Source organism: Methylobacterium sp. 391_Methyba4 (assembly GCF_029691625.1).
Lineage (GTDB): Bacteria > Pseudomonadota > Alphaproteobacteria > Rhizobiales > Beijerinckiaceae > Methylobacterium > Methylobacterium fujisawaense.
On record NZ_CP121475.1, the window covers coordinates 3,187,155 to 3,202,678 of the forward strand.

16 protein-coding genes are annotated in these 15,524 nt (G+C 70.8%); 6 read left to right on the forward strand and 10 right to left on the reverse strand.

The features are described from left to right. Positions 1–18 precede the first annotated feature (18 nt). Both ubiE and ubiB read left to right on the forward strand, forming a co-directional pair. Positions 19–804 carry a bifunctional demethylmenaquinone methyltransferase/2-methoxy-6-polyprenyl-1,4-benzoquinol methylase UbiE gene (ubiE, locus tag P9K36_RS14920; RefSeq protein ID WP_043345890.1) on the forward strand — a complete coding sequence of 262 codons (786 nt, stop codon included), beginning with the start codon at positions 19–21 and terminating at the stop codon, positions 802–804. Positions 805–835: 31 nt separating this feature from the next. Continuing rightward, the gene (gene ubiB, locus P9K36_RS14925) at positions 836–2,398 is read left to right on the forward strand and encodes a 2-polyprenylphenol 6-hydroxylase (RefSeq protein ID WP_043345888.1); all 1,563 of its coding nucleotides are present in this window, start codon (positions 836–838) and stop codon (positions 2,396–2,398) included. 93 nt (positions 2,399–2,491) lie between these two features. Here the strand turns inward: ubiB and P9K36_RS14930 are convergent, their stop codons facing one another. Beyond that, complete coding sequence (locus tag P9K36_RS14930) at positions 2,492–5,449, reverse strand: response regulator (protein WP_043757813.1); 2,958 nt, start codon at positions 5,447–5,449, stop codon at positions 2,492–2,494. Next, positions 5,446–6,678: a cell division protein ZapE gene (gene zapE, locus P9K36_RS14935; protein ID WP_043757815.1), complete on the reverse strand. Its 1,233-nt coding sequence runs from the start codon at positions 6,676–6,678 to the stop codon at positions 5,446–5,448. Before zapE ends, P9K36_RS14930 begins: the two co-directional genes overlap by 4 nt. Positions 6,679–6,973: 295 nt before the next feature. Between zapE and P9K36_RS14940 the strand changes: the two genes are divergently transcribed. Further along, positions 6,974–7,567: a GNAT family N-acetyltransferase gene (locus tag P9K36_RS14940; RefSeq protein ID WP_278307251.1), complete on the forward strand. Its 594-nt coding sequence runs from the start codon at positions 6,974–6,976 to the stop codon at positions 7,565–7,567. A gap of 36 nt (positions 7,568–7,603) precedes the next feature. Here the strand turns inward: P9K36_RS14940 and P9K36_RS14945 are convergent, their stop codons facing one another. Both P9K36_RS14945 and P9K36_RS14950 read right to left on the reverse strand, forming a co-directional pair. Next, positions 7,604–8,365, reverse strand: coding sequence for a ComF family protein (locus P9K36_RS14945; RefSeq protein WP_043757819.1), 762 nt, complete (start codon positions 8,363–8,365; stop codon positions 7,604–7,606). A gap of 30 nt (positions 8,366–8,395) precedes the next feature. Continuing rightward, positions 8,396–8,641 carry a hypothetical protein gene (locus P9K36_RS14950; RefSeq protein ID WP_043355746.1) on the reverse strand — a complete coding sequence of 82 codons (246 nt, stop codon included), beginning with the start codon at positions 8,639–8,641 and terminating at the stop codon, positions 8,396–8,398. Positions 8,642–8,799: 158 nt separating this feature from the next. Here P9K36_RS14950 and P9K36_RS14955 point away from each other — a divergent pair, with 158 nt between their 5' ends. Together P9K36_RS14955 and P9K36_RS14960 are read left to right on the forward strand one after the other, a co-directional pair. Further along, complete coding sequence (locus P9K36_RS14955) at positions 8,800–9,690, forward strand: methyltransferase domain-containing protein (protein ID WP_043380670.1); 891 nt, start codon at positions 8,800–8,802, stop codon at positions 9,688–9,690. After that, entirely contained in the window at positions 9,687–10,049 is a 363-nt protein-coding gene (locus tag P9K36_RS14960) for a DUF427 domain-containing protein (protein ID WP_043757821.1), read from the forward strand. The genes P9K36_RS14955 and P9K36_RS14960 overlap by 4 nt, the downstream gene beginning before the upstream one ends. Positions 10,050–10,076: 27 nt before the next feature. On the opposite strand, the gene P9K36_RS14965 is transcribed toward P9K36_RS14960, so the two are convergent. Next, positions 10,077–11,591 carry a DUF6880 family protein gene (locus P9K36_RS14965; RefSeq protein WP_043761194.1) on the reverse strand — a complete coding sequence of 505 codons (1,515 nt, stop codon included), beginning with the start codon at positions 11,589–11,591 and terminating at the stop codon, positions 10,077–10,079. Between the two features lie 52 nt (positions 11,592–11,643). Beyond that, a complete protein-coding gene (locus P9K36_RS14970) occupies positions 11,644–11,883 on the reverse strand; it encodes a hypothetical protein (protein WP_020092122.1) in 240 nt (79 codons plus the stop codon). A gap of 140 nt (positions 11,884–12,023) precedes the next feature. On the opposite strand from P9K36_RS14970, the gene P9K36_RS14975 reads away from it, so the two are divergent. Continuing rightward, positions 12,024–12,275, forward strand: coding sequence for a hypothetical protein (locus P9K36_RS14975; protein WP_043380675.1), 252 nt, complete (start codon positions 12,024–12,026; stop codon positions 12,273–12,275). A 3-nt stretch (positions 12,276–12,278) separates the two neighbouring features. On the opposite strand, the gene fabI is transcribed toward P9K36_RS14975, so the two are convergent. From fabI to fabA, 4 genes are all read right to left on the reverse strand, one after another. Continuing rightward, on the reverse strand, positions 12,279–13,109 hold the full coding sequence (gene fabI / locus P9K36_RS14980) for an enoyl-ACP reductase FabI (RefSeq protein WP_043757822.1): 831 nt from the start codon (positions 13,107–13,109) through the stop codon (positions 12,279–12,281). A 186-nt stretch (positions 13,110–13,295) separates the two neighbouring features. Beyond that, positions 13,296–13,418 (reverse strand): hypothetical protein, encoded by a 123-nt coding sequence (locus P9K36_RS14985; RefSeq protein WP_257787406.1) that lies wholly within the window; start codon positions 13,416–13,418, stop codon positions 13,296–13,298. Positions 13,419–13,475: 57 nt separating this feature from the next. Further along, entirely contained in the window at positions 13,476–14,702 is a 1,227-nt protein-coding gene (fabB, locus tag P9K36_RS14990) for a beta-ketoacyl-ACP synthase I (RefSeq protein ID WP_043380680.1), read from the reverse strand. Between the two features lie 140 nt (positions 14,703–14,842). Then, entirely contained in the window at positions 14,843–15,379 is a 537-nt protein-coding gene (gene fabA, locus P9K36_RS14995; RefSeq protein WP_043355013.1) for a 3-hydroxyacyl-[acyl-carrier-protein] dehydratase FabA, read from the reverse strand. Between the last annotated feature and the right edge of the window lie 145 nt (positions 15,380–15,524).

The following is a 15,524-nucleotide window of genomic DNA, read 5'->3' on the forward strand; positions in this document are numbered from 1 at the left end:
TCGAGGAATGGGAGCGTCATGAAGGCCGGAAACGGGGCGTCTGAGCGCGCGAGCGCGGATTTCGGCTTCGAGCGCGTGGCGCTCGACGAGAAGCAGGGGCGCGTCGACAGCGTCTTCCACTCGGTCGCCCGCCGCTACGACATCATGAACGACCTGATGTCGGCGGGCCTGCACCGGGCCTGGAAGGCGCAGCTCGTCTCGATGCTGCGGCCCTCCCAGAACCGGGCCTTCGCGCATCTCGATGTCGCCGGCGGCACCGGCGACGTGGCCTTCCGGGTCCTGGCCGCGGGCGGCCCCCGCACCCGGGTCACGGTTCTCGACATCAACGAGTCGATGCTGCGCGTCGGCGCGGAGCGGGCCCGGGAGCGCAAGCTCGACGAGGCCGGCGACCGGATCGCGTTCGTGACCGGGAACGCCGAGGCGCTGCCCCTACCGGACGCGACCTTCGACGCCTACACGATCGCCTTCGGCATCCGGAACGTGCCGCGGATCGAGACGGCGCTCGCCGAGGCGCGGCGGGTGCTGAAGCCCGGCGGGCGCTTCCTCTGCCTGGAATTCTCCGCCGTCGACATCCCGCTGCTCGACCGGATCTACGACGCCTATTCCTTCAACGTGATCCCGCGCATCGGCGCCCGGGTCGCCGGGGATGCGGAATCCTATCGCTACCTCGTGGAATCGATCCGGAAGTTTCCGACGCGCGGCGCCTTCGCGGGCATGATCGAGCGTGCCGGCTTCCGGCACGTCACCGACCGGCCGCTCACGGGCGGGATCGTGGCGATCCATTCGGGCTGGAAGGTCTCTTGACCGCCGCCGTGCGCGACGGGAGCCAGCACCGGTGATCAGCGCCGCCATCAACCTGTTCCGCGGCGCGCGGGTCGGCTTCGTGCTGGCCCGCGAGGGCGCCCTCGCCTTCGCCGATCCCGCGGAGCTGCCGCCGCATCTGCGGCTCGCCCTGCGGCTCGGCCGCTCCCTCGAGCGGCCGGGTCTCGACGACGGCGCCGCTCGGCTCTCGGCGGCCATGACCCGCCTCGGCCCGTCCTACGTCAAGTTCGGGCAGTTCCTGGCGACGCGGCCCGACATCGTCGGCATGCGGGCGGCCTTCGACCTGGAGAAGCTGCAGGACCGGGTTCCGCCCTTCCCGCAGGAGGTCGCGCTCCGCACCGTCGAGACGGCGCTCGGCAAGCCGGTCAGTCAGCTCTTCGTGTCGTTCAGCGAACCGATCGCCGCCGCCTCCATCGCGCAGGTCCACAAGGCGATCGTCCAGGATGCGGACGGCACGCAGCGCGCGCTGGCCGTGAAGGTGATGCGGCCGGGCGTCCGCGAGCGCTTCATGCGCGACCTCGAGGTCATGCGCTTCATGGCCCGGGTGGTGCACGCCCTGTCCCCGCAGGCGGAGCGGCTGCGTCCCCGCGAAGTCGTGGAGATCCTCGCCCGCTCGGTGCTGATGGAGATGGATTTCCGCCTGGAGGCGGCCGCCGCCTCCGAGCTCGCCGAGAACACCAAGGACGACCTCGACTTCCGCGTGCCGAAGCCCGAATGGGAGCTGACCGCCCGCGAGGTGCTGTCGGCCGAGTGGATCGAGGGCACCCGCCTGCACAGCGCGGCGGAGATCGCCGCCCAGGGGCACGACCCGCAGACCATCGGGCGGACCGTCATCCAGAGCTTCCTGCGGCACGCGATCCGCGACGGCTTCTTCCACGCCGACATGCACCAGGGGAACCTGCTGGTGGACGCCGAGGGCCGCCTGGTGGCGGTGGATTTCGGCATCATGGGCCGCCTGGGCCCGAACGAGCGCCGGTTCCTCGCCGAGATCCTGCTCGGCTTCATCCTGCGCGACTATCGCCGGGTGGCGAAGGTCCATTTCGAGGCGGGCTACGTGCCGGCCCACCATTCCGTGGAGGATTTCGCGCAGGCGATCCGGGCGATCGGCGAGCCGATCCACCAGCGCCGGGCCGACGAGATCTCGATGGCCAAGGTCCTGACCCTGCTGTTCGACGTGACGGCCCTGTTCGACATGAGCACCCGCACCGAGCTGGTGATGCTCCAGAAGACCATGGTGGTGGTTGAGGGCGTCGCCCGCTCCCTCGACCCGCGGCTCGACATGTGGACCACGGCCGAGCCGGTCGTGCGCGCCTGGATCGCCCGCAACATGGGCCCGGTCGGCCGGGCGCAGAGCGGCCTGGAGGCCCTGCGTGTGGTCTCCGACGTGGTCGGCGATATTCCGGATCTCGCCATGCGGTTGAAGCGCGTGCTGGTGCGCCTCGACGAGGCCGGAACGGGCGATGCCCGCCGCCTGGAGCGCTTCGCCCGCAACGAACGCTATCGGGCGATCTGGTCGACGCTGGCTCTCTGGGCGATTGCCGCCGGGGCGCTGATGCTGGCGTTCCGCGGGGGGTGAATCCGCACCGCGGGTCCGCGCGACGGGGGTGATCGCACGGTCCCGTCGGGCGCTGCCGGGTCGGCTCGCCCGGCTCGTGTTGCGGTTTCCCGGTCAGCCCGCGCCGTCCATCGTCGGGACCAGGGCCCGCAATTCCCGGGCAAGTTCGCCGAGACCGGTCGATCCCTTGGTGAGCACCCGGTCGGCCTGACCGGCCAGTCGGCGCCGATCCTCGGCCGTGATGTCCTTGGCGGTGAGCACGACCACCGGCACGTCGCGGCTGTCCGGGCGCGCCCGGAGCGCCCGCAGGAAGGCGAAGCCGTCCATCTCGGGCATCATCAGATCCAGCAGGATCAGGCACGGCCGTTCCGACTCGAGGGTCGCGAGGGCGCGCAGGCCGTTCTCGGCCTCGCGCACCGGAAAACCTTCGCGCTCGAGATAGGCGCAGACATGGCCCCGAACGTCCGCCTCGTCCTCGACGACGAGGATCGGCCCGCTACCGGCCGAAGGCCGGAAGCGGTCGACGATCTGGCGCAGACTTCCCCAGTCGATCGGCTTCTGCAGGTAGTCGGTGGCGCCGAGCGAGAAGGCGAGGTTCTGCTCGTCCAGGACCGTCACCATCACGATCGGTGTCGCGCCGATCTCGGGATCGGCGCGCATGGCCCGCAGCACTGCCCAGCCGTCCATCTGCGGCATGGTCACATCGAGGAGCACCGCCCGCGGGTGCAGGCTGCGGGCGAGATCGAGCCCCCGCCGCCCGTCCTCGGCGACCGTTACCGAGAAGCCCTCGCGCTCCAGGAAGCGGGCGAGCAGATCCCGGGTCGCGGCGTCGTCGTCGATCACCAAGATGGTTCCGCGTTCGCCGGGACCGGCGGCGCTGTCCGCATCCGCTTCCTCCGCCGCACCGGTCTCGAAGCGGACCGGCAGGGTCAGCGTGAAGGTGGTGCCCTCCCCTTGCCGGCTCTCCACGGCGATCGCGCCGCCCAGCATCTCGGCGAAGGCACGGGTGATCGCGAGGCCGAGCCCGGTCCCGCCGAAGCGGCGCGTCGTCGAGGCGTCGGCCTGGGTGAAGCGCTCGAACAGCCGCCCCACCTGCTCCGGTGTCATCCCGATCCCGGTATCGGTCACGGAGAAGCGCATCGTCGTGTCGGCCCGGGCGACCGACAGGGTGATCCGGCCGTTCTCGGTGAACTTCGCGGCGTTGCTCAAGAGATTGATCAGGCACTGGCGCAGCTTGGTGACGTCGGTGTGGGCGCTGCCCAGATCCGCCTCCAGCGCCAGCGCCAGGGTGTTGCCCTTCTTGGCGATCAGACCTTCGACCGTGACGGCGACCTCCTGCACCACGGTGGCGACGTCGAAATCCTCGGCGTAGACCTCGACCCGGTCGGCCTCGATCTTGGAGATGTCGAGCACGTCGTTGATCAGGCCGAGGAGGTGCCGGGCGTTGGTCTCGATCTTTTTCATGTCGGCGACCAAGTCGGCCTCGCCGATATCCTCCAGCTCCTCCTGCACCATCTCGGAATAGCCGATCACCGCCGAGAGCGGGGTGCGCAACTCGTGGCTCATATTGGCCAGGAACTGGCTCTTGGCGGCGTTGGCGGCCTCTGCGGCGGCCCGGGCCGCCTCGATGGCGGCCTCGGCCTCCTTGCGCTCGGTGATGTCCGTATGGGTCCCGACCCATTCGCGCAGGGTACCGTCGGATTCGAGGATCGGAACGGCGCGCACGCTCATGTGCCGGTATGCCCCGGAGGCCGCGCGGATCCGGTGCTCCGTCGCGTAGGGCTCAAGGCTGCTCAGGGCGCGGGACCACGCGGCCCGGGTGTGCGGGCGATCCTCGGGATGGACCGCATCCAGGAAGCCGAGCCCTGCATAGGCGGCCTCGTCCTGACCTGTGAAGCGGCTCCAGGCCACCTGGCGTCGGTGCAGGCTGCCCTCCGGGTTGGCGGTCCAGACGATGGCCGCGCTGGCCTCGATTAGCGAACGGAACCGCTCCTCGCTGCGGCGCAGACGGGCCTCGGCCAAATGGCGGATGGTCTCGTCGACCACGACGAGGCCGACGCCCTCCACGTTCTCATCGGTCGCGGCGCTCTCCACGCCCCGGAGCGGGTAGAAGCTCATCGAGAAGTGGCGGACACCGCCGGGAGCGGAGGGAGCCGGCACGGCCACCGGGACGTTCGGCGAGACCAGGCCGTCCTTCAGGGCCGCGGCGAGCTTCAGGGCGAGTTCTTCCCGGAGGGTCGGAAGCATGGCCCAGATCGGCGCGCCGAGATCGGCCCCGAAGCCGCGTTCGCTCATCGTGGCGAGCGCCCGGTTCATGTGCCGGATCTTCAGGTCGCGGTCGAGGAAGCCGAGGCCCACCGGCGCGTTGGCGAGCACGCCGTCGAGCAGGCGCGACATGCGCAGGGATTCCTGCCGGCGCACCAGAGCGAGGCGCGCGAGCAGCACGATCGCGCCCAGCGCCGCCGCCCCCGAGAGCAGGAACAGCAGGAGCCCGCGCCAACCCTCGATCGCCTGAAGGGTGGCGAGACGCTCCAGCGTCGCGGCCTGACGGGCCGCCGCCTCGGCGCGAATCGCGTCCATCAGCTGCTTGCCTTCGCCGGTGCGGACCAGCTCGATGGCCGGCTCGAACCCCTGATTGCGCCGCGCCGCCACGACCCGGGCCGCGAAGTCCCGCTTCTGCGCGATCAGTCCGGCGAGAGAGGGGCCGCCGGCGCGGACCGGATCCTGCGCGGCCGAGCCGAGGCCGGCGAGTTCCGTCTCGATCTTGGTGAGGGCGCTCGTGTAGGGGGTGAGGTAATCCTCGCTGCCGACCAGGACGAAGCCCCGCTCGCTCGTCTCCAGGTCCTTCACCTCGGAGATCAGGCGCTCGATCCCGGCGACGGTGTCGTTCGCGTGGGCCGTCGCGGTCCGGTCGGCCTCGCCGGTTAGGTAGTTCGCCGTGCCGCTGCCCAGGGCGACGACCAGCAGGACGAACGCCGCCGGGGAGCCCAGGAGCCAGCCGAGCGGGCCGGCGCTGCGCCAGTTCCGCCGACGCAAGGAGAAGATCGATCCGACGCGAGACGGGGCGCTCACGTCTCCACCAGCCCGGTGCTGGCACCCGACGCCTCGGAATCGGGCCGGCCGTGCGGCTGGGCGAGGTATTCCCGCGACCGCATCTCGATGAGGCGCGAGACGGTCCGGTCGAACTCGAAGGCCTCGCGGCCGGTCTCGGCGGTGTAGAGCTCCTGCGCGTCGGCGTCCGCGGAGGCCACGAGCTTCACGTGCCGGTCGTAGAGCGTGTCGACCAGCGTGATGAAGCGCTTGGCCTCGTTCCGGTCCGCCTCAGCCATGACCGGGATCCCGTCCAGAATGACCGTGTGGTAGGCGCGGGCGAGCGCCATGTAGTCGGAGGCGCCGAGCGGCTTGCGGCAGAGATCGTCGAAACCGAACCGGGCGACGCCGGTCGCCTGCTCGGGGACCTCCACGGCCCGGCCGTGAACCGTGACCGTCGCCGGAAGGCCCCGAACCTTTCCGGTCAGTCCCTTGAAGGCGGCGTCGAGGGCGGCGCGCGCCTTGGCGTCGGCGGGAACGTGATAGACGGCCGCGCCGCCGAGCTTCTCCAGTCGGAAGTCGGTACGGGCGTCGAGCCGGACGACGTCCACGCGCTCCTTCAGGGTCGCGACGAACGGCAGGAACAGCGCCCGGTTCAGCCCGCCCTCGTAGAGCCTGTCCGGCTCGACGTTCGAGGTTGCGACGATCGTGACGCCCCGCCGGAACAGGTGGTTGAACAGGCGACCCAGGATCATCGCGTCGGCGATGTCGGTGACGGTGAACTCGTCGAAGCACAGCAATGTCGCCTCGTCGGCGAGCTGGTCGGCCACCGGCCCAATCGGGTCGTCGCCCTTGACGGTGCCGGCCTTGAGCGCCTGCCGGTAGGCGTGGATGCGTTCGTGTGCGTCAGCCAGGAAGCCGTGGAAATGGACCCGCCGCTTCGGCTCGGGGGCCGCCTCGTGGAACAGGTCCATCAGCATGGTCTTCCCGCGCCCGACCGAGCCCCAGACGTACAGGCCCCGGATCGGTTCGGCTTCGTCCTTGCGCCGGAACAGCCAGCCGAGGGCGCTCGTCTTGCTGGCGCGCTTGCGACGCTGCAGGTCCAGGACCAAGCGGTCGAGGGCGCGCACCAGATGACCCTGGGCCGGATCGCGCTCGATCGCCCCGGTGGCGACCAGGGCCTCGTAGCGCTCGTGGACCGGCCCAGGCGAGACCGCGCTGGCCCGCGCCGCCGGCGACGGGGCGATGTGCTTGCCGGATCTGTCGTTCACGCCGCCGGTTCCTCGCTGCTGGTCGCGGCACCGGTTCGGCACCCCCCGCGCCCGCGTCGGCGGTCAACGACCCGGGACCTGTTCCAGTGCCGCGCAAGCTCGGCCTGAATCAACCCCGCGGCTGAACAGTCGCAGGAAAGCGTCCCATCGGCCCTGCGCATGGCAGATCCGCGGAGGGTCAGCCAAGCGTTTCGCTGCATTGCACAACGACTTTGAGGATGCGAGATCCGCTCCGTCTTTGGGAGGAGCGTCCGGATCTCCCTGCGCGGCACCGCGCACGAACCGGAGCTTCATCATGGCGGCACAAGCCCTCGAGGGTCTGGCCCACACCGTCCGCCGTCTGTGGCCGGCCGACCGCACGGCGGTCCTGAACTATTTCTTGCGGCTGGATCCGGAGACCCGGGCGAGCCGCTTCATGGGCAATGTCAGCGAGGCCGGGGTCCGGGCCTACGCCACGCAGGCCCTGACCGCCGAGGGCGTGATGTACGGCGCGTTCGTGGGTGGTGCGCTGCGCGGCCTCGGCGAATTGCGGCCCATGGTACCGGGTGCCTCGCGCTACGTCCTGGGGCCGCATGCCGAGGCGGCCTTCGCGGTGGAGCGGGCATTCCGTCGGCGCGGCATCGGCGCCGCCCTGTTCGCGCGGATCGCGCGCTCGGCGCGGCATCGCGGCGTCGTCGATCTGCACGTGCGCTGCCTGTCGGGGAACGGACCGATGCTGCGCCTCGCGGCCAAGCACGGGGCGGCCCTCCAGCACGAGGGGCGTGAGATCGAGGGCGCCCTCCACCTCGCGCGTCCGACGCCGTTCTCCCTCTGGTACGAAGGGATCGCGGAGGCTTTCGACTTCACCCTGGCGGCAAGCTTTCCGGAGCAGATGCGGCCCCCGGCCTGAATCCGCGAGCGCCTTCCACGCGGAGAGCCCGCGCGCTTACCCGGCGGCGTCGCCGACGAGCGCGAAGGTCAGGAGATCGACCGACCGTGCCCCGCCGCGCAACAATGCCCGAGCGGCGGCGTTGCCGGTCGCGCCGGTGGTCATGACGTCGTCCACGAGGAGGATCCGGCGCCCGCGGATCCGGTGCTGTTCGGCGGTTGCCACGCGGAAGGCGCCGCTCAGGTTCTCGGCGCGGGCCGCACGGCTCAAACCCACCTGGGACCGCGTCGCGCGGACGCGCACGAGCGCCGTGGCGACGAAGGGGAGCCCGGCCGGTCCGGCAATCGCCCGGGCCAGAAGGGCGGACTGGTTGAACCGCCGGCGCCACAGGCGTCCGCGGTGGAGCGGTACCGGGATCACGCATTCGGCGTCGGCGATCAGGGTTCGGCCGCTCGCGGCCATCATCCGGGCCATGACGCGGGCCAGATCGAGGCGGTCCTCGTATTTCAGGCGATGGACGAGGCGGCGCGCCACCGCGTCGTACAGGGCTACAGACCGGGCACGCTCGAAGACCGGCGGCTCGGCGATCGCCCGGGGTGAGAGCAACGGGCCGACCCCGAGATCGACCGCGAACGGCGTCCCGTAGCGCTGGCAGACCGGCTCCTCGATCAGCCGCAGGCTCGACCAGCAGGCCGGGCACAGGGCGCCGGGATCCGCGGTGGCGCCGCCGCAGCCCGCGCAGGTGGGCGGATAGATTAGCGAGACGACCCCGCGCGGCAGTCCGCGCAGGGTCCTTGCAACGGCCTCGAGAGCCGTCATGCGGCGGACGCGCCGCCCGAATCCGCGCCTCTACTGGGCCGAGACCGGGCGCGCCTGCGGCGCCATCTGCTGCTGCTGCATCTGGCGGTCGCGGGCGTTGGCGCGGTGACGGCCGATGGCGCAGCCGGCCGCAGCGCCGACGAGGCCGTGATGGCCGGCATAGTGCCCCGCGATGCCGCCGACGATGGCGCCCTTGATGCAGCCCTTGGCTTCGGCACCGCCGGCGGCCGCGAGGGTGGTGAGGGCCACGGCGGCCCCGACGAGCATACGCTTCATGATCAATGCTCCATGACGAATCTCGGCCGTTTAAGCCGGTTGCAGCAGGAACAGCGACGCTGCCGAGTCGTTCCGACATTCTAGCGCGGCTCACGGATCCGTGCGCGCGGCCGTGCGAGAGGTGGCGCGGGACGGCTTCAGATGCCATCTCCCCCGCAATGGATGCTCCCTCCGCCCTGTTCGACACGGCCCTCGCCCGCCGTCGCCTCGCCCGAGCCCAGGGCCGCGGCTACGCGGGCTTCCTCGTTGATCGGCTCGCCGAGGATCTCGATGACCGCCTGGGGGCGGTCCTGCGCCGCTTCACTTCGGTGCTCGACCTCGCGACGCCCGTCCCGGTGGCGGCCCGGATGCTCGCGGCCCGGTATCCGGAGGCGCGGCATCTCCGTCTCGCGGCCCGGCCCGAGACGGGCGGCGGCCTGATCGTCGGCGACCCGGAGGCGCTGCCGCTGGCGGCCGGAAGCCTCGACCTCGCCGTCTCGCTGCTGAGCCTTCACGCCGTGAACGACCTCCCGGGCACGCTGATCCAGCTGCGCCGCGCCCTGCGGCCGGACGGGTTGTTCCTCGGCTGCCTGCTCGGCGGCGCCACCCTGACCGAGCTGCGCCAGAGCTTCGCCCAGGCCGAGAGCGAGGTCGAGGGTGGGATCAGCCCGCGCGTGGCGCCCTTCGCGGCGGTGCGTGAGGCCGGCGGGTTGCTCCAGCGGGCCGGTTTCGCCCTGCCGGTGGCCGATACCGATACGCTGACGGTCCGCTACGCCGATCCGTTCGGCCTGATGCGCGATCTGCGAGCCATGGGCATGACCAACGTGCTCACCGAGCGGCGGCGGACGCCGCTGCGGCGGGCGACGCTCCTGCGGACGGCCGAGATCTATGCCGAGCGGTTCGCGGATCCGGATGGGCGCGTGCGGGCCACCTTCGAGGTGCTGTGGCTTTCGGGCTGGGTCCCGCACGAGACCCAGCAGAAGCCGCTTCGGCCCGGGACCGCGAAGACGCGTCTCGCCGACGCGCTCGGAACCGTCGAGTTGAAGCCCGAGGGAGGGAGCACGCCATGAAGGTGCCTGGACCGGACCACCCGATCACCATCGAGCCCGAGCCCCGCCGCGTCCGCGTCGTCGTGGCGGGTGTCGCGGTCGCCGAGAGCCGGAACGCCCTCCGGCTGCAGGAGGCCCAGTATCCGCCGGTCTTCTACGTGCCGCGGAGCGACATCCGGGCCGATCGCTTCGTCGCCTCGGCGCGCACCACACACTGCCCGTACAAGGGCGACGCCCACTATTTCGACCTCGTCGTCGACGGTACCCGGCGCCCCGACGCGGTCTGGAGCTACGGGGACCCGTACCCGGCCGTCGCGGCGATCCGGGACCACGTGGCGTTCTATCCGGACCGGGTCGACGCCATCACGCTGGAGGACTGAGCCGGTCACCCGCCCGGTTTACCCGATTCAATCCCGGACGAGGCTCCAGAACCCGTGCTTGCGGCCGTGCGTCTGCCGCAGCGCCGCGCGGTAGGCCTTCGGATCCGGCTCGGCATCGCCGGCCGCGAGGCGCCCCGCCAGGGCGTCGAGTTCCGCGAGGTAGCGCGCCCCATGCGGGTAGGCGGCGCTGCGGCCGCCCTCGAGGATGGAGTCGAGGAGCCGGCGATACAGGATCGTGGCCGCCCGGGGGTGTTCCTGGGCGAGCGCCTCGGCCGCCGGCGCCAGCACCGCGTACTGATCGCCCTGCCAGATCCCGGGCCTCGCGACCACCAATGTGGCGGCGCGGCGAAGATCCGGCCAAGCCGTCAGGAAGGTCAGAGCCCGGTGCGGCTGCGGGAAGGCCTCGGCATGGTCGAGGGCGCGCTGGAGCGCCTCCTCGTCCTCGAAATCCGGAAGCTTGGCGAGGAAGGTCCGCAGCATCGGCGCGTCGAGTTCCCGCTCGAATCGGGTCCACCGGAGGAGCTGTGCCTCGTCGGACCGGCCGAGGGCATCGAGGATCTCGATCTCCAGCGTCTGCCGTTCGCGCTCCGGCCCGCGCGTATCGAAACCCGCGATCAGATCCGCCCGCGTCGCGATGCGCAATCCCGGATCCTGCATGCGCCGGATCCAGTCCAGCGCCTCTTCCGTCCGTCCGGCGGCGAGGAGGCGCCGGGCAATCTCGACGCGGTTCTCCCGCCCCGGCAGCACCGTGCGCTCCAGGGCGATGAAGGCGTCCGGATCGCCGCGCCGGTCGGCTATGGCCTGCCGGAGGCGCAGGATCTGGATCCGGGCCGCCTGCCGATGATGCGTCGCCTCGCGGCGGGGATCGCCGCCCGTCGGCATCGCGGCGTCGGCCGCGGCGAGCCTGTCGTCGATCTCGGCAAGGGCCGACTCGGGCAGCGTCGGGATCATGTCCCCGAGGACGAGTCCCAGTGGACCGAACGGATCGGCCGCGAAGGGCTCGACGAGGCGTGCCGCCAACCCGGCGGCCTCCGCCGGAGGCAGGTTGCCCGCGATCTCCACGAAGGCCGTCGAGGCGCGATCGAACACGCCCTGCACCGCGCCGGTGCTGTCGTCGACACGGTTCAGGACCGCGTCGGCACCGTTGAGGAAGCGCCTCAGGCGATCGAGGGCGGCGCCCGCATCGAGGGGGCGCAGCTCGTCGAGGATCACCGTCACGGTGGCGTTGAGATCGGCCGCGAAGGTCCGTCGCTTTTGCCAGTCGATATAGCCCTGGGCCCCCTCCAGGGCCGTCAGCCGCCGGTCGACGATGGCCGCCACGGCGTCCGGCCCCTGGAGGGAAGCCAAAGCGGCGCTCACCAGCTTCTTGAAGGCGGGATTGCGCGCGGTCTCGCCGAGGATCAGCCCGATCAACCGGTCCGGGCCGAGCGCCGCCAGCGTTTCCGGCGACGGTGTCGTGCGGCGCACGCCCTTCGGGAGGGCGGGCGCCTTCCGGCGTCCCTGCGGCGGCGGTTCCGGTGTCACCCGCCGCGCGCGCGCCACGATGGCCTCCATCGATACGTCGGGTTCCACACGGCCGTCCCGTCCGCGCCGGCTACTCCACCACGCGGGCGCGGGGCCGATCGCTGCCCTGGGCGGTCTCGTCGTGCCAGCCGCCGGCCTGATCCTGGTAGCGGATGCCCTCGGTCGAGCCGGGGACCTGCTGCTCTGCCGCCGCGGCCTGGGCCGCCTGCAGCGCCTCCTCGCGACTCGGGAAGGTCTCGGAAAAGACGTCGCCGACCTTGTAGGCGAACCCGCCGTCGTGCTCGACGATGCGATAGGTAACCTCAGACATCACGCCTCCTGTTCACGCCCGGCATTGTTGAGCGCGAACCCGCCGGATGCGCTGGGGGTTCCAGGCGTGGTGCGTGGCGGCCTCCGATCCGCCGGAAAGTGCCGCTATCGGCAGCGGATCCCGATATCCAGACGATCCCGATGCAGCTTCGCCCGCTTCTCGCCCTCGCCCTTCTCCTGGTCGCCCGGCCCGCCAGCGCCGAGGAGGGGTTCCTCGACAAGCTCTTCGGCGGTTCCGGGCGCGGGACGCCGCCCAATCCGTTCGCCTCGAACTACCCGTCCGCGCCGCCCTCCGCGGAAGAAATCCGCGCCGTGCGGGCGCGGCGGGACGTGCGCGACGAACGCGGCGTCCGGCGCGGCCCGCTGCCTCCGGGCCGCATCCCGGAGGAGTGAGGCTCAGGCGTCGCCGACGACTCCGGCCGCGTCCTGGGCCTGAAGCACGTCCGGGCGCGGCATCGAGATGATGTTGTAGCCGGCATCCACGAAATGGACCTCACCGGTGACACCGCCCGAGAGCGGCGACAGGAGGTAGAGGGCTGAGCCGCCGACATCCTCCAGGCTCACCGTGCGCCGCAGCGGCGCATGGGCCCGCTGGTGATTGAACATCAGCCGCGCGTCGGCGATCCCGGCGCCCGCCAGCGTCCGCATCGGGCCGGCGGACAGCGCGTTGACGCGGATCCCGTCCGGACCGAGATCGCTCGCGAGGTAGCGGACGGACGCCTCCAGCGCCGCCTTGGCCACGCCCATCACGTTGTAGTTCGGCATGACCCGGGTCGCCCCGCCGTAAGTCAGGGTCAGCAGGGACCCGCCCTGCGTCATCCGCTTGGCCGCGCGCTGCGCGATCTCGGTGAACGAGAAGCACGAGATCGTCATCGTCCGCACGAAATTCTCGCGGGTGGTTACGTCGACATAGCGGCCCTTGAGCTGCGCCTTGTCGGAGAAGCCGATGGCGTGGACCACGAAGTCGAGGCTGCCGTCGAATCGCGCATCGAGGGCCTCGAAGGTCGCATCCACGGAGGCGAGGTCCTCGACGTCGCAGGGCAGGACGAGATCCGAATCGAGTTTGGCGGCGAGCGGTGCCACGCGGCGTCCCAAAGCCTCGCCCTGGTAGGTGAAAGCCAGGCGCGCGCCCTCAGCGTGCAGCGCCTTGGCGATACCCCAGGCGATCGAGTGATCGTTCGCGACGCCCATGATCAGGCCGCGCTTGCCTGCCATCAATCCCGTCATGCCGACTCACATCCTGACCAAGCACGCCGCCCCTACCAGGCGGGGACGGTCCGCGATCCGCGCAAGCGAACCGCCAAAGGGTGCCTTAGCGCGGCTCGCCGTGCGTTCCAAACCGGTCGGCGGTCGGACGGCAGGCAAAAAAAAGCCCCGCCTGTTGGCGGGGCGTTCCTGGCGGGGCGGCCGAACTCAGAAATGGCCGTCCGTATGCGACTGCGCCTCGTCGATGAGGGCTTGCTTCGCGTAGATCGCGGCGCAACCGGCGATGACCAGTCCGCTCAGCGTTCCGAAGATGAAAGTCCCCATTGCCACCACCAGATCTCAACATCCAGTAAACGCCGACCTCGAGCCGGCGGTTCCCTTCAGTAATCAGGCGTCGACGTGCTTCAGGACCAGGGTCGCGTTGGTGCCGCCGAAGCCGAAGGAATTCGTCAGCACGTGCCCAAGCTGCGCGTCGTCCCGACGCGCCCGCAGGATCGGCATGTCGGCGAAGGCGGGATCGAGTTCGTCGATATGCGCGCTCTCGCAGATGAAGCCGTTGTTCATCATGAGCAGGCTGTAGATCGCCTCCTGCACGCCGGTGGCGCCGAGCGAGTGACCGGTGAGCGACTTCGTGGCGGCGATCGGCGGGCATGCGTCGCCCCGGCCGAAGACCTCGCGGATCGCCTCGATCTCCTTGTCGTCGCCGACCGGCGTCGAGGTGGCGTGCGGGTTGATGTAGTCGATCCGCGCGCCCTTCAGGCCTTCCATGGCCTGCCGCATGCAGCGGACGGCCCCTTCGCCCGACGGCGCCACCATGTCGTGCCCATCCGACGTGGCGCCGTAGCCGGCCACCTCGCCGTAGATCCGGGCGCCCCGCGCCTTAGCGTGCTCCAGCTCTTCGAGGACCAGAACGCCCGCGCCGCCGGCGATGACGAAGCCGTCGCGGTTGGCATCGTAGGCGCGGGAGGCCCGGGACGGCGTGTCGTTGTACTTGGACGACATGGCGCCCATGGCGTCGAACAGCACCGAGAGGGTCCAGTCGAGGTCTTCGCACCCACCCGCGAAGATGATGTCCTGCCGCCCGCCCTGGATGATCTCTGCGGCGTTGCCGATGCAGTGATTCGACGTCGCGCAGGCGGAGGAGATCGAATAATTCACGCCGCGGATCTTGAACCACGTCGCCAGGGTCGCCGAGGCGGTGGACGACATCGCCTTCGGCACCGCGAACGGGCCGATGCGCTTGGGGCCCTTCTCCCGGGCGATGGCGGCGGCCTCGACGATCACCCGGGTCGACGGACCGCCCGAACCCATGATGATGCCGGTGCGCTCGTTCGAGATGTCGCCCTGTTCCAGACCCGCGTCCCGGATCGCCTGATCCATGGCGACGTGGTTCCAGGCGGTGCCGCCGCCGTGGAAGCGCATGGCGCGCCGGTCCACCACGCCTTCGGGGTCGAGGGTCGGCGCGCCCGAGACCTGGCTTCGGAAGCCGTGCTCGGCGTAGCTGGCGTCGCGCGCGATGCCCGAGCGGGCTTCGCGCAGGGAGGCGAGCACCTCCTGCGTGTTGTTGCCGATGGACGAGACGATGCCCATCCCGGTGATGACGACACGGCGCATGATGGTGACACTACCTCCGTCGCGGCCTCGGTCGCCCGGGCCACGTACCGGTCAGCTAAGGTGACGCGGACACAATCTCAACCACCGAGATCGTCCGGCGTTGCGGCCGAGCCGCGAACCGGACGCCCGGCCGACGCGTTTCAGCTCTGGAACAGGCCGACCCGCATGTCCTGAACCTGATAGACGCGCTCGCCGTCCGCTTCGAGCCAGCCGTCGCCGATCCCGAGGACGAGCTTGCCCTGACGGACGCGCTTCACGTCGACATTGTAGACCACCTTCTTCATCGTCGGCAGGACTTGGCCGGCGAGCTTCACCTCGCCGACGCCGAGGGCGCGGCCACGACCCGGCGAGCCGAGCCAGCCGAGATGGAAGCCCAGCATCTGCCAGAGCGCATCGAGCCCGAGGCAGCCCGGCATCACCGGATCGCCCTGAAAGTGGCAGGGGAAGAACCAGAGGTCCGGCCGAATGTCGAGTTCGGCGGTCACGTGGCCCTTCCCATGGGCGCCACCCTCGGCCGCGATGGACGTGATGCGGTCGAACATCAGCATCGGCGGAAGCGGCAATTGCGCGTTCCCGGATCCGAAGAGTTCGCCGCGCCCGCAGGCCAGAAGATCCTCGTAAGAATAGTGCGACCGGCGGTTCGCGTCCTGCGCTTGTGTCTCGGCGTCTGGCGGCATTGGGTTGGCTGTTTCCTCGGATGTGCGCGATCTTCACGTCGCGGGCGACTATACTCGGCCCGTCGGCTGGCGCGCGGGTTAGCACGGGGCGTCGCGCCTTCAAAGCCTGCGGCCGCAGGCATGCGGCAACGCTCGGGTTGCGACA

Coding starts and splice junctions, on each gene's coding strand:
- ubiE (WP_043345890.1), top strand. CDS start 19: ATGAAGGCCGGAAACGGGGCGTCTGAGCGCGCGAGCGCGGATTTCGGC.
- P9K36_RS14940 (WP_278307251.1), top strand. CDS start 6,974: ATGGCGGCACAAGCCCTCGAGGGTCTGGCCCACACCGTCCGCCGTCTG.
- P9K36_RS14945 (WP_043757819.1), bottom strand. CDS start 8,365: ATGACGGCTCTCGAGGCCGTTGCAAGGACCCTGCGCGGACTGCCGCGC.
- P9K36_RS14950 (WP_043355746.1), bottom strand. CDS start 8,641: ATGAAGCGTATGCTCGTCGGGGCCGCCGTGGCCCTCACCACCCTCGCG.
- P9K36_RS14955 (WP_043380670.1), top strand. CDS start 8,800: ATGGATGCTCCCTCCGCCCTGTTCGACACGGCCCTCGCCCGCCGTCGC.
- P9K36_RS14960 (WP_043757821.1), top strand. CDS start 9,687: ATGAAGGTGCCTGGACCGGACCACCCGATCACCATCGAGCCCGAGCCC.
- P9K36_RS14970 (WP_020092122.1), bottom strand. CDS start 11,883: ATGTCTGAGGTTACCTATCGCATCGTCGAGCACGACGGCGGGTTCGCC.
- P9K36_RS14975 (WP_043380675.1), top strand. CDS start 12,024: ATGCAGCTTCGCCCGCTTCTCGCCCTCGCCCTTCTCCTGGTCGCCCGG.
- fabI (WP_043757822.1), bottom strand. CDS start 13,109: ATGACGGGATTGATGGCAGGCAAGCGCGGCCTGATCATGGGCGTCGCG.
- fabB (WP_043380680.1), bottom strand. CDS start 14,702: ATGCGCCGTGTCGTCATCACCGGGATGGGCATCGTCTCGTCCATCGGC.
- fabA (WP_043355013.1), bottom strand. CDS start 15,379: ATGCCGCCAGACGCCGAGACACAAGCGCAGGACGCGAACCGCCGGTCG.